This window comes from Nitrospirae bacterium YQR-1, assembly GCA_039908095.1.
In the GTDB taxonomy this organism is placed as follows: Bacteria; Nitrospirota; Thermodesulfovibrionia; order Thermodesulfovibrionales; family Magnetobacteriaceae; genus Magnetomonas.
Genome location: JAMOBJ010000025.1, coordinates 39812 through 53942 on the forward strand (window position 1 = coordinate 39812; position 14131 = coordinate 53942).

13 protein-coding genes and 1 tRNA gene are annotated in these 14131 nt (G+C 43.4%); 8 read left to right on the forward strand and 6 right to left on the reverse strand.

Annotation, left to right across the window (positions count from 1 at the left end; translation table 11 throughout):
• Positions 1-112 precede the first annotated feature (112 nt).
• Together H7844_11735 and H7844_11740 are read left to right on the forward strand one after the other, a co-directional pair.
• The gene (locus tag H7844_11735) at positions 113-1612 is read left to right on the forward strand and encodes a leucyl aminopeptidase (protein MEO5357954.1); all 1500 of its coding nucleotides are present in this window, start codon (positions 113-115) and stop codon (positions 1610-1612) included.
• Positions 1590-1988 carry a cupin domain-containing protein gene (locus H7844_11740; GenBank protein MEO5357955.1) on the forward strand — a complete coding sequence of 133 codons (399 nt, stop codon included), beginning with the start codon at positions 1590-1592 and terminating at the stop codon, positions 1986-1988. Before H7844_11735 ends, H7844_11740 begins: the two co-directional genes overlap by 23 nt.
• A gap of 52 nt (positions 1989-2040) precedes the next feature.
• On the opposite strand, the gene H7844_11745 is transcribed toward H7844_11740, so the two are convergent.
• From H7844_11745 to recN, 6 genes are read right to left on the reverse strand one after another with little or no spacing between them, the layout of a single operon-like run.
• Positions 2041-2649 carry an ABC transporter substrate-binding protein gene (locus H7844_11745; protein MEO5357956.1) on the reverse strand — a complete coding sequence of 203 codons (609 nt, stop codon included), beginning with the start codon at positions 2647-2649 and terminating at the stop codon, positions 2041-2043.
• 26 nt (positions 2650-2675) lie between these two features.
• Positions 2676-3125, reverse strand: a complete 450-nt coding sequence (gene mlaD, locus H7844_11750; GenBank protein ID MEO5357957.1) for an outer membrane lipid asymmetry maintenance protein MlaD — start codon at positions 3123-3125, stop codon at positions 2676-2678.
• A 48-nt stretch (positions 3126-3173) separates the two neighbouring features.
• Complete coding sequence (locus tag H7844_11755; GenBank protein ID MEO5357958.1) at positions 3174-3923, reverse strand: ABC transporter ATP-binding protein; 750 nt, start codon at positions 3921-3923, stop codon at positions 3174-3176.
• Between the two features lie 44 nt (positions 3924-3967).
• On the reverse strand, positions 3968-4747 hold the full coding sequence (locus tag H7844_11760; GenBank protein ID MEO5357959.1) for an MlaE family lipid ABC transporter permease subunit: 780 nt from the start codon (positions 4745-4747) through the stop codon (positions 3968-3970).
• 24 nt (positions 4748-4771) lie between these two features.
• The gene (locus H7844_11765; protein MEO5357960.1) at positions 4772-4987 is read right to left on the reverse strand and encodes a 4Fe-4S binding protein; all 216 of its coding nucleotides are present in this window, start codon (positions 4985-4987) and stop codon (positions 4772-4774) included.
• Between the two features lie 9 nt (positions 4988-4996).
• On the reverse strand, positions 4997-6730 hold the full coding sequence (gene recN, locus H7844_11770; GenBank protein ID MEO5357961.1) for a DNA repair protein RecN: 1734 nt from the start codon (positions 6728-6730) through the stop codon (positions 4997-4999).
• Positions 6731-7068: 338 nt separating this feature from the next.
• Between recN and H7844_11775 the strand changes: the two genes are divergently transcribed.
• The 6 genes from H7844_11775 to H7844_11800 all read left to right on the forward strand — a co-directional run bounded on the left by H7844_11775 (position 7069) and on the right by H7844_11800 (position 13744).
• Positions 7069-8994 (forward strand): ferrous iron transporter B, encoded by a 1926-nt coding sequence (locus H7844_11775; GenBank protein MEO5357962.1) that lies wholly within the window; start codon positions 7069-7071, stop codon positions 8992-8994.
• Between the two features lie 19 nt (positions 8995-9013).
• On the forward strand, positions 9014-9763 hold the full coding sequence (locus H7844_11780) for a metal-dependent transcriptional regulator (protein ID MEO5357963.1): 750 nt from the start codon (positions 9014-9016) through the stop codon (positions 9761-9763).
• Positions 9764-9955: 192 nt separating this feature from the next.
• The gene (locus tag H7844_11785; GenBank protein ID MEO5357964.1) at positions 9956-11698 is read left to right on the forward strand and encodes a hypothetical protein; all 1743 of its coding nucleotides are present in this window, start codon (positions 9956-9958) and stop codon (positions 11696-11698) included.
• Between the two features lie 89 nt (positions 11699-11787).
• Positions 11788-12555, forward strand: a complete 768-nt coding sequence (locus tag H7844_11790; GenBank protein ID MEO5357965.1) for a UbiA family prenyltransferase — start codon at positions 11788-11790, stop codon at positions 12553-12555.
• Positions 12556-12599: 44 nt separating this feature from the next.
• Positions 12600-13631: a glycosyltransferase family 4 protein gene (locus H7844_11795; protein MEO5357966.1), complete on the forward strand. Its 1032-nt coding sequence runs from the start codon at positions 12600-12602 to the stop codon at positions 13629-13631.
• A 40-nt stretch (positions 13632-13671) separates the two neighbouring features.
• A tRNA-Val gene (locus H7844_11800) sits at positions 13672-13744 on the forward strand.
• Positions 13745-14131: the final 387 nt, after the last annotated feature.

Genomic DNA, 14131 nt, shown 5'->3' on the forward strand with positions numbered 1-14131 from the left:
TTTTAGGGGAGAGTACGCCCAGGAGCTTGTGACGATGCCGGCAAAGTTAGACGATTGAAGGCTACTTGGTATAATACAATAAATATACTACAGAGGAAAGAGGTGTAAGTAAATGGAAATAAAAATCAAAGATGCAGGTGAAACGGAGTATAAATCGGATTGTCTGGTACTTCCCTTTTTTGAGCCTGCCGGCATGGAACTCTACGGTGACATAGACGGTAAAATAGATGGCCTTATACAGAAGGTAATACACTCAGGCGAGTTTAAAGCAAAAGAGGGTCAAATCGTGCTTCTTTATGTAACCGGAGTGGTTTTTGACAGAGTGCTGCTTTTGGGATTAGGGAAAAAGACGGACATAACAGCTGAGAAATTAAGAAGGGCCGGTGCTAAAGCCTTCTTGCGGGCAAGGGAATCAAAAACGGAAACAGTAACGGTATCAGTAAGGGCGATAAGTGAGACGTTCATAGTGCAGGGAGTATTCAGCCCTTCCTATTATTTTGCAGAGGGTGCAATGCTGAGCCTTTACCGTTATTTAAAATATAAAAAAAGCGATGAGGACAAACAGGATGAAAAAGAGTTAAAAGAGGCTGTTCTGCTCTCTAAAGAGGTGGATTTTCCAATTCAGTGGCTTAATGTTAATGTTTCAGCAAGCACGTTTGCCCGTGATCTTGTAAATTCACCCTCAAAGGACATGACCCCTTCAACTCTTGCCGAGGTGGCAAAGTCCATAACGGGAAAAAATCTGAAGGTTAAAATTCTTGAACAGAAGGAATCCGAAAAAGAGGGAATGTGGTCATATCTGGCAGTGGCAAAGGGCTCCACTGAGCCTCCTAAGTTTATACTGCTTGAGTATAGCGGAGGCGGCAAGAGCAAACCACTGGCAATAGTGGGAAAAGCAATTACCTTTGACAGCGGCGGCCTGTCGCTTAAACCTGCGGATTCAATGGAAGACATGAAGCAGGACATGGCAGGTGGTGCGGCCACACTTGCCATATTTAAAGCAGTCTCATCCCTTAAACTTCCTGTTAATCTGATAGGAGTGCTGCCTGCAACTGAGAACATGCCCAGTGGACATGCAATCCGGCCCGGGGATGTTGTTACGGCTATAACCGGAAAAACGATAGAGATTTTAAATACAGATGCAGAGGGGCGGCTTGCGCTTGTGGATGCTATCGGCTACGTGATAAAGCATTATAAGCCGGAGGCCGTTATAGATATGGCTACGCTGACCGGCGCCTGCTCGATAGCTCTGGGTAACGAGGCTGTTGCAATGATGGGTAATGACGACAAACTTATGGATGAAGTCAGAGAGGCAGCCGGTGAAACCTTTGAGCGTGTATGGCAGATGCCGCTCTATGAGGAGTTCAAAGAGTATTTAAAGAGCGAGGTGGCGGATATTAAAAACATAGGTGGAAGGACTGGCGGCCTTATTACCGCTGCTTATTTTATAAAGGAATTTGTCGGAGATACCCCGTGGGTTCATCTGGATATTGCATCAACCGCTTTTTTAGCCAAACCTAAGCCGTATTTTGTTAAAGGCGCAACGGCGGTCGGCGTCAGACTGCTGTTGGAGTTAATCAGAAAGAGGCTTGAAAAAGCAAAGAAAGCATAAAGTGCAGCCTATAGTTAAAACACATTACAAAGAGGTTACACCTTATATTACAAAGGACGGTTCAGAGATACGGGAGCTTATGCACCCATCTGTACATGGAAATAAAAACCAGAGCCTTGCCGAGGCAATAGTTGCTGTGGGGAAAGAGACACTGCTGCATAAGCACATGAAAACTGAGGAACTCTACCATGTGTTATCCGGTGCCGGGCTTATGTATCTTGGTGGATGGGAGTTTACCGTAAATTCAGGGGATACGGTTTTAATAGAGCTGGGACTGCCGCATAAGATAAAAAACACAGGGAATGAACCTCTAAAAATACTCTGCGCCTGCTGCCCGCCCTATAGCCATGAAGATACTGTTATATTGTCAGGTTGATTGGATGCTACTTGGTATTAATCTCTCCTGACCTTTATCGTATGCTTAGTTTCTATTGGGTTTTTGCTTCGTTGCCTGCTTTCTTTTCTTTAAGCATTTTAACTAGTGCCTCGTAGGAGCCTGAGCTGATTGTCTTTGCAAACTGCGTTCTGTAGTTGCTGACAAGGCTTATACCCTCGATAACCACATCATAGACCTTCCACTCATTGTTTATTTTCATAAACTTATAGTCCATAGGGATTCTCTGGTTTTTTCTCACTACTACAGTTTTGACAGTTGAATAATCTCCATCAACGCTCTGCTCAACAAATAACACATCCTCACCACTGTAGGACTCTATTCGTGTAATATAGACATGCTCAAGAAGGTCCTCAAAAAGAGCGATAAATTCCTTCTTTTCAGCATCCGTACGTTTTTGCCAATGCACTGCAAGTGCTCGTTTCGACATCTCCTCAAAATCAAAACGGCTCTCTATAATGGTGCGTATATGCTTGCGTCTCTCCTGAGTTTTTTCAGTGCTTTTTAAAGAATTATCCTTCAAAACAGTGAGGATTTTCTCTATTATGATTTTTAAATATTCCTCCGGCCCCTGTGCAAAGACGGCACTGTTGAGAAGAAATACAAAAACTGTAACCATGGCTGCAATTTTTATAAGTCTCACGTTATCTGACACCTCTTTTTTAGTTTCTATTTAACATCGCCAAAGGCGTATTTTGAAATCAATTCCTCTATATCAACAGCCGATTCAGTTTCCCTGATTTTACCACCGTCTGCAAGTATGGTTGTTGAGCCTCCCGGGGCTATCTGTACATACTTTTCCCCAAGCAATCCTTTTGTCCGTATGGAGGCAATGGAGTCCTCGGTTATCTTAACAGAGGAGTGGATAAGCATGGTAATCTTTGCCTGATAAGTGCCGTCATCAAGGACGATATCTTTTACTTTTCCGATTTCCACCCCTGCTATTTCCACTGTGGTACCCTTTTTCAGCCCGCCGGTCTTAGTGAAAGAGGCTGTGACAATATAACCCTTGTCGCCCAAAAACTGCATACTCCCTAATTTTACGGACAAATACGCTAAAGATAGAATTCCTAAAAGCAGAAAAAACCCAACTGCCACCTCAACATCAAATTTCTTCACTGGTTACCCCCTTCTCTGTCATGGTCTTTTATGCCGCTCTCTCCCTCACTACACTGCTGTGCCACTACTGTACTCTGAGACCCTATTGCTGTAGCTGCCGCTGCCACAGCAGTGTATAAACCTCTTCACTTGTGGAATCTCACATTGTATGATTTCATCCGGTGTGCCGCAAAAAATTATTTTCCCGTCATAGAGCATTGCCACCCGGTCGGCAACATCAAAAATGTCTGGTATCTCGTGGCTTATTATAAGCCCTGTGAAACCATACCTCTGATGATTTTCAGCAATCAGCTCATGGATAGATTTCTTTAACACCGGGTCAAGGCCGGTTGTAGGCTCATCAAAAAATATAACTTTCGGATTTGAAATTATAGCTCTTGCCAGAGCCACACGCTTTTTCATCCCGCCACTTAACTCCGCCGGATACTTATCCTCCACATCTTTTAAATTTACATCACTTAGCGCCTTCTTCACACGCAGCGCAATCTCTGAGTCCATGAGGCGGGTTCTTTCCTTAAGCGGGAATGCTACGTTTTGATAGACGTCTAAGGAGTCAAAGAGAGCGCCGCTTTGAAAAAGCACCCCAAAGTCTCTGCGTACGTGATTTAACTCTCTCATTCCCATTCCGGTAATATCCCTGCCCCCTATTGAAATTGTACCGGAGTCCGGTTTCATCAGGCCTGTTATACACTTAAATGAAACACTCTTGCCGGCGCCTGATGTGCCTATGATGGCCATCAGCTCGCCCTTATGGATTGTTAAGTCAACACCTTTTAAAACCTCAACACCGTCGAGCATCTTTTTTAAGCGGCTTATTTCTATGTAAGGAGTATTTTCCACCATCAGATAAAATAAGATCCTAAGACGTAATCCCAAATCAGCACCACCACTGAGGACATAACAACAGCATCAGTTGTGGCTTTACTCACAGCCCGTGCTCCAAAACCGGATGCGCCCTTACCCAGAAAAAAACCTTTGTAACAACACACCCATGACACGATAAGGGCAAAGCTCAACGATTTGTAAAGTCCGATGTAAAGGTCCTTTCTTTCCACAAAACCTTCCATCTCACCAAAGTATATGCCGGAGCTTACCCCAAGGAGCTTCACACCAACCAAATACCCTCCATATATTCCTACAACGTCAAATATTGCCGTCAGCATAGGAAAGCATATCAGGGCGGCGATGAAGTTAGGCGTTATTATGTACTTATATGGGTTTAACGCCATTATGTAGAGGGAGTCAATCTGCTCGGATATTCTCATAATCCCAATTTCTGCGGTAAGTGCAGAACCACCCCTGCCTGTGACCATAAGGGCGGTAAAGACCGGTCCCAGCTCTCTGACCAGACTAAGAGCAATGCCCGGACCAAGGAGAGATTCAGCTCCGAATTTTCTTAATGTATAGAACAGCTGAAGAGCCAGCACCATACCGGTAAATGCCCCCGTCATAAGGATGACTCCCAGGGACATATAGCCGATAAACCATATCTGGCGAATAATCAGCTTCCATTTATAAGGCGGCGTCAGGGCGTAGTAGAGAGAGTTAAACAAAAAAACCCCTGAGCTTCCCAGCCCTTTTATAAAACCAATGAACCACCTCCCGGTGGGTCTTACAATCATATGATTAAGCATCCATTACCTCTTTTACTCTTCCGCCCATACCTCAATGGCCAGCTCCGGACAGATTTGTGCACACAGGGTACAGCCGGTACACATCTCCATGTCAGTCACATTCACTGTGAAGTAACCGGAGGAGTTCAGCTCCTCATCAAGACGGAGTATTCTCTTTGGGCAGGTGGTTATGCAAAGTTCACAGCCTTTACAGAGTTCAGCGTTTATCTCAATTTTACCTCTCATCAACGGTTTTCCTCAGAGCGCTTCCTTACTGAGGTTTTTGTCAAGCAGCTCTTGTGCGTGCTGCAGGGAAATATCTGTGATAGTGCCGCTTAACATGCGGGCAAGCTCACAGAGACGGTCGCGGCCGGTAAGCTGAGTAACCTCGATGTTAACAAAAGCACCTGTGTCGTCTTTAATTATTTTAGCATGGTTGTGTCCCTTTGATGCTATCTGAGGAAGATGGGTTATGCAAAGCACCTGGTGTTTATGGGATAGTTTTCTGAGTTTTTCCCCGACAGAGTCGGCGGTTTCACCGCCAATTCCGGCATCCACCTCATCAAACACTAAAACGGCAATGTCATCGCACTCTGAAGCGGCACTCTTTAACGCAAGCATAACTCTTGAAAGCTCCCCTCCTGAGGCTACTTTCTGAATAGGCCTCAAAGGTTCACCGGGGTTAGCGCTAAAAAGAAACTCCACTGTGTCAATACCGTCACTGAGAAAGACCATGGAGCCGTCATCGGCTGTGCCGCAGCTGACGTCCAGCTTAATTTCAAACCTTGCGTTTTTAAATGCCAGCTCCTTTAAAGACATGTTAACGTCCTCAGTGAGCGTGGCCGCCGCCTTTGTTCTATTTTCTGAAATATGTCGAGCTTGCAGCATAAGGGCAGCTCTTGCCGGGTTTATTTCAGCCTCAATGCTCTCAAGACGCTCCTCAGCATTCAACAAAGACTCCAGCTCTGATTTTGCATCATGCAGAAACCTATATATCTCCTCTGTGCCGTCTCCATATTTTTTTTCTATTTTTTTAATAAGTTCAAGCCGTGTTTCCACCTCATCAAGTTTCCCTGAGGTTAAATCCACGCTGTCCTTATAGCTTCTGAGCATTATGCAAAGTTCATTAACATAAGAAAGAGCCTCCTTTGCCATGTCGTAGAGCTCACCGCCTTTTTCATCCAGGCCATTGAGACGCATAAGGTTCTCTGACACTAATGAAAGCCTGTCATTTACAGAAAAATCTCCGGAATTCAGTATTTCGTAAGAGTTTTCACTCAATTCCTTTATGGTTGTAAGGTTTGAAAGTATAGTTTGCTCTTTAATAAGTGATTCTTTCTCACCTTGTTTAACAGCCGCAGCATCAATTTCATCTATCTGATAACGCAGCACGTCTATGCGCTGATTTCTTTGGCGGAGGTTTTCAGAGAGAGTCTCCTTTTGCCGGACTAAAGAGCGGTAGGCAGACAGTAACGCCTGATATTTCAGCACATCAGCGTTGATTTTACCAAAGGAATCCAAAAGGCGCATTTGTCTTGCCTTAGACATAAGGCTTTGGTGCTCGTGCTGGCCGTGGATATCAAGCAGTGAATCACCTATTTCCTGAAGATTTTGCAGATTAATCATATTGCCGTTTAAATAAACCCTACTTTTGCCGGCGGCGGATATGATTCGCCGGATAATAAGCCCCTCGCTTAAATCGATGTTGAGTTTATTTGCCGCCTCGTTTTCAGTAATATCAAAAAAGGCCTCTACCGTGGCCTCTGTTGTCCCGGTCTTTACCATGGCATTAGCTACCTTACCGCCTAAAACAAGCCCAAGTGCGTCCACAATTATCGACTTCCCCGCTCCTGTCTCTCCAGTCAGCACATTAAACCCCTCCGTGAACTCAAGCCTTAAGTTGTCCACTATGGCAAAATTTCTAATACTTAGCTCTTTTAGCAATGCCGCCTCTGAGATATACCGGCCAAATTTAACGTTACAGTATAGCATATCAGTTGACTAAAAATGCAAGTAATACCAAGTAGCACACAGGGCAAACGCACAATAAAAAAAATTGCCTTTGTAGTTAACTCTGTTAACAAAGAACTGGATTCCGGCTTTCGCTCGGAATGACAGAAAAAAGAAAATCCTCCTTTTGTCATTCCCGCCTACGAGCGGGAATCCAGTCTTTTCTCTGCATCATTAGATGATAAAAAAACTCTGCCGGAGTTAACTACATAAGCATTTAAAAAAATAAGCAGGGCTAAATGTTTACCTTGAAAATAATATAAAAGTTACGTTATACTCCCGCTATGGGACGGTTAGATAAAAAAACAGCCCCCAACTTGATGGATAAAGTGAGGAAGGTACTAATTCTTGGCCTTCCAAACAGCGGGAAAACACAGATTTGTAACAATCTCACAGGTACATACAATCTTGTTGCCAACTATCACCACACCACCATAGATGTTAACAGGGCATACTATGAGCACGGCGGAGTATTGTTTGAGCTTTATGACGTTCCAGGCCTGTACTGTTTGTATGCCAATTCTGAGGAGGAGCTTTTAGTCAGAAATCTGATATTTTCCGAGGAACCGGATGTCTTACTCTTTTGTCTGGATGCGAATCTTCTCAAGCAATCTCTGATGCTTGGCATAGAGCTGATGGAGCTGGGAATACCTATTGTAATAGCGCTTAATGCTATTGATGAAACCTCAAAGAAGGGTATCTGGATTGACACGGCAGTTCTGTCTTCCACACTGGGAGTGCCTGTTGTAGAGTCCATAGCGATAAGGGGAATCGGCACCAGAAAGTTGAAAAATGCTATAGAGAAGGCCCGTGTGCCAAAGGCGTCAATTTACTACGGCGATATAGTAGAGGCCGGTGTTGCAAAGGTAGTTCAGGAATTGCCTGAAGATTTTCCATTTAAACGTAAAACTGCTATGCTGCTTCTTTTAAATGACCGGTTTCTGGAAAAAGACCTTATCTCAACCTGCACAACAGACCAGTACTCAGATATTCAAAAAAGTATAACAGCCATAACTTCTCAGTTTGTCGGCAGCATTGGAAAAGCAATTTACTACAAACGTTCGGAATGGGTCGATCAACTATCGGAGAAAATAGTTAAAACCCAGCAGTTTGACCAACGGAGTATGGCAAAAACGTTTGCAAAGATGAGTAGAAATATTGTAACCGGAATTCCTATTCTGGGCATGATAATACTGATCACTTATTTTTTGGTGGTAAAAGTGGCGGAGAAAATAACATTCATAATGGAATCCTATCTTTGGAAACCTGTCATAGACAAAATAAGCGGCTTTGTAACATCGCCGTTTTGGTGGGATTTTCTCCTTGGCAGCCACGGGGTGCTTTCTCTGGGGCTGGGGGGAGCGGTATTAACCGTGCTGCCGATATTGTCGGTGTTTTTTATCGTTTTTAATGTTTTAGAGGATATAGGGTATGTGCCGAATTTGACTGTCTTAACCCGGCGCTTTTTTAGTAAAGTCGGTCTCAGCGGCTATTCTATAATGCCTATCGTGCTTGGATTTGGCTGTAAAACAATGGCAACCTTTACAACGAGAACTATCTCATCTGATAAGGAAAAGTACATAGCCATATTTTTAATAGCTTTTGCCCTTCCTTGCGCTCCGCAGATAGGGTTAACTATGGGAATGATGGGTAAGGTTGGTTTTAAGGCTTTTATGATAGTTCTTGCGGTGCTGCTGTTTACAGAGCTGACGGCAGGAGTTTTACTAAATTTGATTATGAAAGATGACACAAAAAATACATATCTTCAAGCCCTGCCGGCAATAAGAATCCCCAATGTGTTTGCGGTGTTAAAAAAAACCTACTACAGGCTTTATATGTTTTTGAAAGAAGCGCTGCCGATTTTTTTGTTTTCAGCAGTTGTGCTTTTTACATTGGAAAGAACAGGGCTTCTTGAGCTTACCAAGAGGTTGCTTGCTCCTGTGATAAATAATTTTCTAGGGTTGCCAAACGACATGGTGGATGTGTTGCTTTTAGTGTTGGCAAGGCGTGAGGCTGCCGCCGCTGTGATTATGGACCTTATAGACAAGGGGCGGCTTAATTTTAATCAGGCTATCGTAAGTGTAACGCTTACGACTATGTTTGTCCCGTGTTTTGCCAATCTGGGGGCCATAATAAAAGAAATTGGATTCAGAAGGGCCATGATAGCGGCTTTTTTTATAACAACATCTTCTATCTTAATAGCGGGAGCATTAAACAAGATTTTATTATTCTTTAACCATGGATGATAGAAAGGGGGAATTAATTATGAATAATTGCACTGAGGCGGATGAATATCTGGAAAGCCTCTGGTATATAAATGAAAAAAGTCAGGGAGCGGTGTCGGATATATGTGAGCACAATGTCAGCAGGTTAAGTGAAGATACGCGTGGCGGGTTAAGTGATGAGATAATTGAAAAATTAGTTTCGGAAAATTTTATAGAAATAGATGAGGCCGGTAAGTCAATAAAGTTGACTCCTAAGGGGCTTGAGAGGGCAAGACATATAGTGCGAGCACACCGTCTTGCTGAGCGGCTTCTTTACGATGTCATGGGGAAAAACATAGAGGATGGGGCTTGTGAATTTGAGCATATCGTGACGATGGAGCTTGTTGACAGTATTTGCACACTGCTGGGGCACCCTAAGGAGTGTCCTCACGGGCTGCCTATACCACAGGGTAAGTGTTGCGAACTCTCGGCTAAATCGGTCAACAGCTCGGTGATACATCTGGATGAACTCGATATTGGTAAATATGCACGCATTGCCTATGTTAACTGTCCAAATGACCAGCTTATACACAGGCTTAACGGCCTGAGCATCAGACCAGGTGTTACCGTTAAGCTGCACCAGAGCTATCCAACCTTTGTTATCGAGTGTGAGGGGATGCATATTGCGCTGGATAACGAGCTGGCTGAGAATATTTGTGTCTGGCGTGAAAGCGAATTTATTGATGGCTCTAAGCTTGTTGCTAAAACAAAAAAGAGAAAGTTTCCGTTTTTGGGCAGACTGAAGAAATGAGGGTATCCGGAGCTGGTTTGGTATTAGTCTGCCTTTAATGGATAATTGGGCAGGCGCAATGGCCTGCCCATGCAAAGGATTTGTGTATTAAATGTAAAAGTGCAAGTTTCTTGGATTTGTGCCTGGTGCTACTGCCATTTAAGCCCTGCTGTTGAAATACTGCTGGCAGTTTTCTTATAATACGCTAAACCTATGATGATGCCTGCCGGTGAAAATAGCAAAAGCTGCCTGCCTTATGCCGGCAGCTCCAGTGTTGTAGTTATAGCGGCTGTTTTAGCTCTTATCACCCTTGCTGTGTATATGCCGGCACGTTCCAACAATTTCATATCCTTTGATGATGACTCCTACATTACTGAAAATCCTCATATCAAAGACGGTATTACACTTAATGCTCTAAAATGGGCATTTACAGAACACTACAGCTACAACTACCATCCTCTTACGTGGGTTACCCACATGGTGGATGTCTCTCTCTACGGCTTAAAACCGCAAGGACATCACCTGACAAATGTCTTCTTTCACGTCATCAATGTGGTAATTGTCTTTTTGACTCTTACCTATCTGACCAATCGGCCACGTGCAGCTCTCATAGTCTCGGCACTGTTTGCACTTGCCCCGGTTAATGTTGAAACCGTGGCGTGGGTATCTGAAAGAAAAAACCTCCTTTCAACCAGCTTTTGGTTTTTAACCATACTCTCCTATGCTTATTATGTAAAACTGGGCGGCTCTCTGAGATACACCCTTACTGTTATGTGTTTTCTTTTAGGACTGCTTTCAAAGGCAATGCTTGTTACGCTTCCATTTGTTTTATTGCTTCTGGACTTCTGGCCGCTGCAACGTTTTGCTACAAAAAATATGATACAGTTATCAATTGAAAAACTCCCGCTTTTAGGACTAAGCCTTGTCTTTATTTTTGTTACGATATTTACCCAGACAACCGGCGGTAACGTTGTACCCCTCTCTGTGCTCCCCTTTGATATACGTCTTGAAAATGCCGCTCTGTCATACATAAGATATCTTGGGAAAATTTTCTGGCCTTCCAATTTCTCAATTTTTTATCCATATGTTATATCTAAATCCGTTGTGCCTGCCATTTGCGCAGCCTGTGTTGTTATATTCATAACAGTATTTTCAATCATAAAAAGACAAAGCTACCCGTGGTTGTTCACAGGCTGGCTCTGGTTTACGGTAACCCTCATACCTGTAATTCAAATAGTGCAGACCGGATGGGCATCCATGGCGGACAGATACGCATATGTCCCCCAAATCGGTATATTCATCACCCTGTCATGGTCTCTTACTGTAGTTTTGGAGGAGAGAATATTTTTACAAAAACTATCTGTTTTAGTATTTGCAGCAATACTTTGCTTTTTGTACATTACCACATCCATGCAGTTAAAACACTGGAAAGATTCCGAGAGTCTTTACTTGCACGCAATGCAGGTAACAGATAATAACTATGTAGCCTATGGAGAGTACGGACTTTGTCTTATGAATAAGGGTAAAGTGAAGGAATCAATCCCGTATTTTATGAGAGCTCTGGAAATACTGCCCGGTAGTCCCACGCTAAATTACTATACATGGAAGGCATACATTACCAGCGGCAACGTGAAGGAGGCCTCAGGATATTTTTTAAAGGCATCCCCGCTGATAAGAGTGGAAAACACACCTTCAATAGCAAAAATGCTTGGAATTTCCCTGCTAAAGAATAAAAAATACGGCGATGCATATGCAAGCTTTTTAGAGGCGCTTAGATTTGCCCCTGCAGATACCGGCATCTATGAGGGACTTGCACAGGCACTTATCGGCCTTAACAATCCAACAGAGGCGCTTTTGTATATTGAACAGGGATTACAACTGAAACATGATGCCCCTGTACTTTTAAAACTCAGAGGTGAAATATCCGAAACGATGCTGAGTGAGACAAAAAAGTGATAAGGAAGTTTCCACTTTATTTAAAAATAATGAGACCCAAACATTGGGTAAAAAACCTCTTTCTGCTTTCAGCTCCATTTTTTGGAGGTGTGATATTTATAAAACAAAATATACCGGTAAGCATACTGTCACTGATTAGCTTTTCATTTGCCTCAAGTGCCATGTACATCTTTAATGACCTGAGAGACTGCAAGGCTGACACTCTGCATCCGCAGAAGGCACAACGCCCCCTTGCCTCAGGGGGTATATCTAAATCTGAGGCGGCATGGTTAATTGCAGGGCTAACCATTATGTCGGTTGTATGTTCCTTGTTTTTAAATAACGGCGTTACAGTGTGTCTTTGCCTGTATTTGATACTACAGTTTGGCTATAGCATGTACTTTAAACATATAGCCGTGCTGGATTTATTTTTTATAGCATCGGGATTTGTGCTAAGGGTGTTTGCAGGTGGAGCTGCATATAATGTGGAAATATCCAAATGGTTGTTTCTAACAATGTTTATGGTTTCTCTGACGCTTGCCGCCGGCAAACGCATTGCCGAGACGGCGTTTCTGGAGCTGGATGCGGCAAAGCACAGAAGGGTTCTGAGCCTCTACCCCTCAGGGCTGCTTAATGAGGTGCTTATAATAACCTCCTCCTCCGCCCTTATATGTTATATGCTTTATACGATAGAGCAGCAGAGCAGGCTTGTGTTTACAGTTCCGGTGGTAACATTCGGCCTTATCAGATACATGGCTCTGTCAAAGGTTAATCAGGGAGACCCTACTGATGCGCTTGCTCATGATCCCCAGTTGGCGGTAACCGTTGTTGTATGGCTGGCACTTGTTGCACTATTTAGATATGGGGGGCTTTCTTAGGTTGCTTAGTCCTTTGACATGACAGCAAGCATAGGGTGTGTATTATGAAAATATGTTTTTTTAGACATTCATTGTTAAGCCGCGGCGGGGATAAGATGGTAGTGGAGTACGCAAACTATCTTCACGCCGCAGGGCATGATGTAACAATATATGCAAACGTGGTTAAAACCGTCTTTGATGTTAAGGCCAAAATAAAAGTTATATCATTGTTTAAGGGGAAATGGGCAAGCCTGATTAGGGCTGTGACTCTTGCCGGAGATTTTGACGTTATCATAACGGATATCATAGTTATGGCTGCGCTATGTTCAATAAATAACAGGGGGAAGGTATTGTATTTTGCTCAGGACTATGATGAGTCCTACTATGCAGGCTCTTTGATGAAATCCTTGATACGAGCATTGTATTTTCTGTGTTTGAGAATTTGGAGGGTACCGTCTGTGGCGGTTTCCGAACATTTAGGCACACTGCTTAGGCGGCGCTTTAAGGCGGCTGTCAGAGTTGTAACTAACGGTGTTGATGATGAGATGTTTTACCCTGATGCCGGCAGTGGATACCTTCAGTTAAAGGGCGCTGCTAAGGTTGTTTTAGTGTTGGCACGGAGTGATTACAGAAAGGGATTTGATGTGGCTCTGAAGGTGCTGAAACGTTTTGCTGAGGAGATTGAAGCTGATAAGATTAAAGTATGGGCTGTGGGGGAGAGGGTGGAGTCAGGGATTAAGATGCATAATTTTGGATATGTTCCGCCACGTTTAATGCAAAAAATAATGTCCACAGCCGACGTGCTCCTTTACCCAACCCGCCATGAGGGACTACCATTATTTGTCTTAGAAGCAATGGCGTGTGGCTTAGGTGTGGTTGCAACGGAGGCTTCAACGATTTTAACTAATATGAAGGATTCCTTAGTGTGCCCTGTTGAGGGGGTTGACTGCCTTTATGAAGGGCTCAAAAAACTCATCATTGATGACAATCTCAGGGAAACACTAAGAGCTGGAGCTAATAACACAGTCAAAAAATATAGTCTTAAAAACAGTAAGAAGGGATTTGAAAACGCACTTTTAGAAATATTTAACGGGTAGTTGACGCAAATCTTTAAAATTTTATACAATAGCCATAGACAGGCGCATAGCTCAGCGGTTAGAGCGCTACCTTGACACGGTAGAGGTCGGGGGTTCGAGACCCCCTGTGCCTATTTTTTAATAAACATCTTATACCAAGTTGAGACGTCATACGAATGTTACTGGTACATATCGGACAGCTCAAGATTGTCTTATAATTTTGGCGAGGAAGAAATTATCCACCTGTCAGATTAAATATCGTAGCTACTCCATCTTATCCAAAAACTCCTTCTATTCATCCACCGAGCCGGCTTTCTTAATAAGGTTTTTAAATGTTTCTAATTTGTCTAAATGCTTATGTAGTTAACTCCGGCAGAGTTTTTTTATCATCTAATGATGCAGAGAAAAGACTGGATTGTCGCTCTGCGTGGGGTTGCTAACCCCCGGGAATGACAAAAGGAGGATTTTCTTTTTTCTGTCATTCCGGGCGAAAGCCGGAATCCAGTTCTTTGTTAACGGAG

Coding starts and splice junctions, on each gene's coding strand:
- H7844_11735 (MEO5357954.1), top strand. CDS start 113: ATGGAAATAAAAATCAAAGATGCAGGTGAAACGGAGTATAAATCGGAT.
- H7844_11795 (MEO5357966.1), top strand. CDS start 12,600: ATGAAAATATGTTTTTTTAGACATTCATTGTTAAGCCGCGGCGGGGAT.
- H7844_11760 (MEO5357959.1), bottom strand. CDS start 4,747: ATGATTGTAAGACCCACCGGGAGGTGGTTCATTGGTTTTATAAAAGGG.
- H7844_11755 (MEO5357958.1), bottom strand. CDS start 3,923: ATGCTCGACGGTGTTGAGGTTTTAAAAGGTGTTGACTTAACAATCCAT.
- H7844_11785 (MEO5357964.1), top strand. CDS start 9,956: ATGATGATGCCTGCCGGTGAAAATAGCAAAAGCTGCCTGCCTTATGCC.
- H7844_11775 (MEO5357962.1), top strand. CDS start 7,069: ATGGATAAAGTGAGGAAGGTACTAATTCTTGGCCTTCCAAACAGCGGG.
- H7844_11780 (MEO5357963.1), top strand. CDS start 9,014: ATGAATAATTGCACTGAGGCGGATGAATATCTGGAAAGCCTCTGGTAT.
- recN (MEO5357961.1), bottom strand. CDS start 6,730: ATGCTATACTGTAACGTTAAATTTGGCCGGTATATCTCAGAGGCGGCA.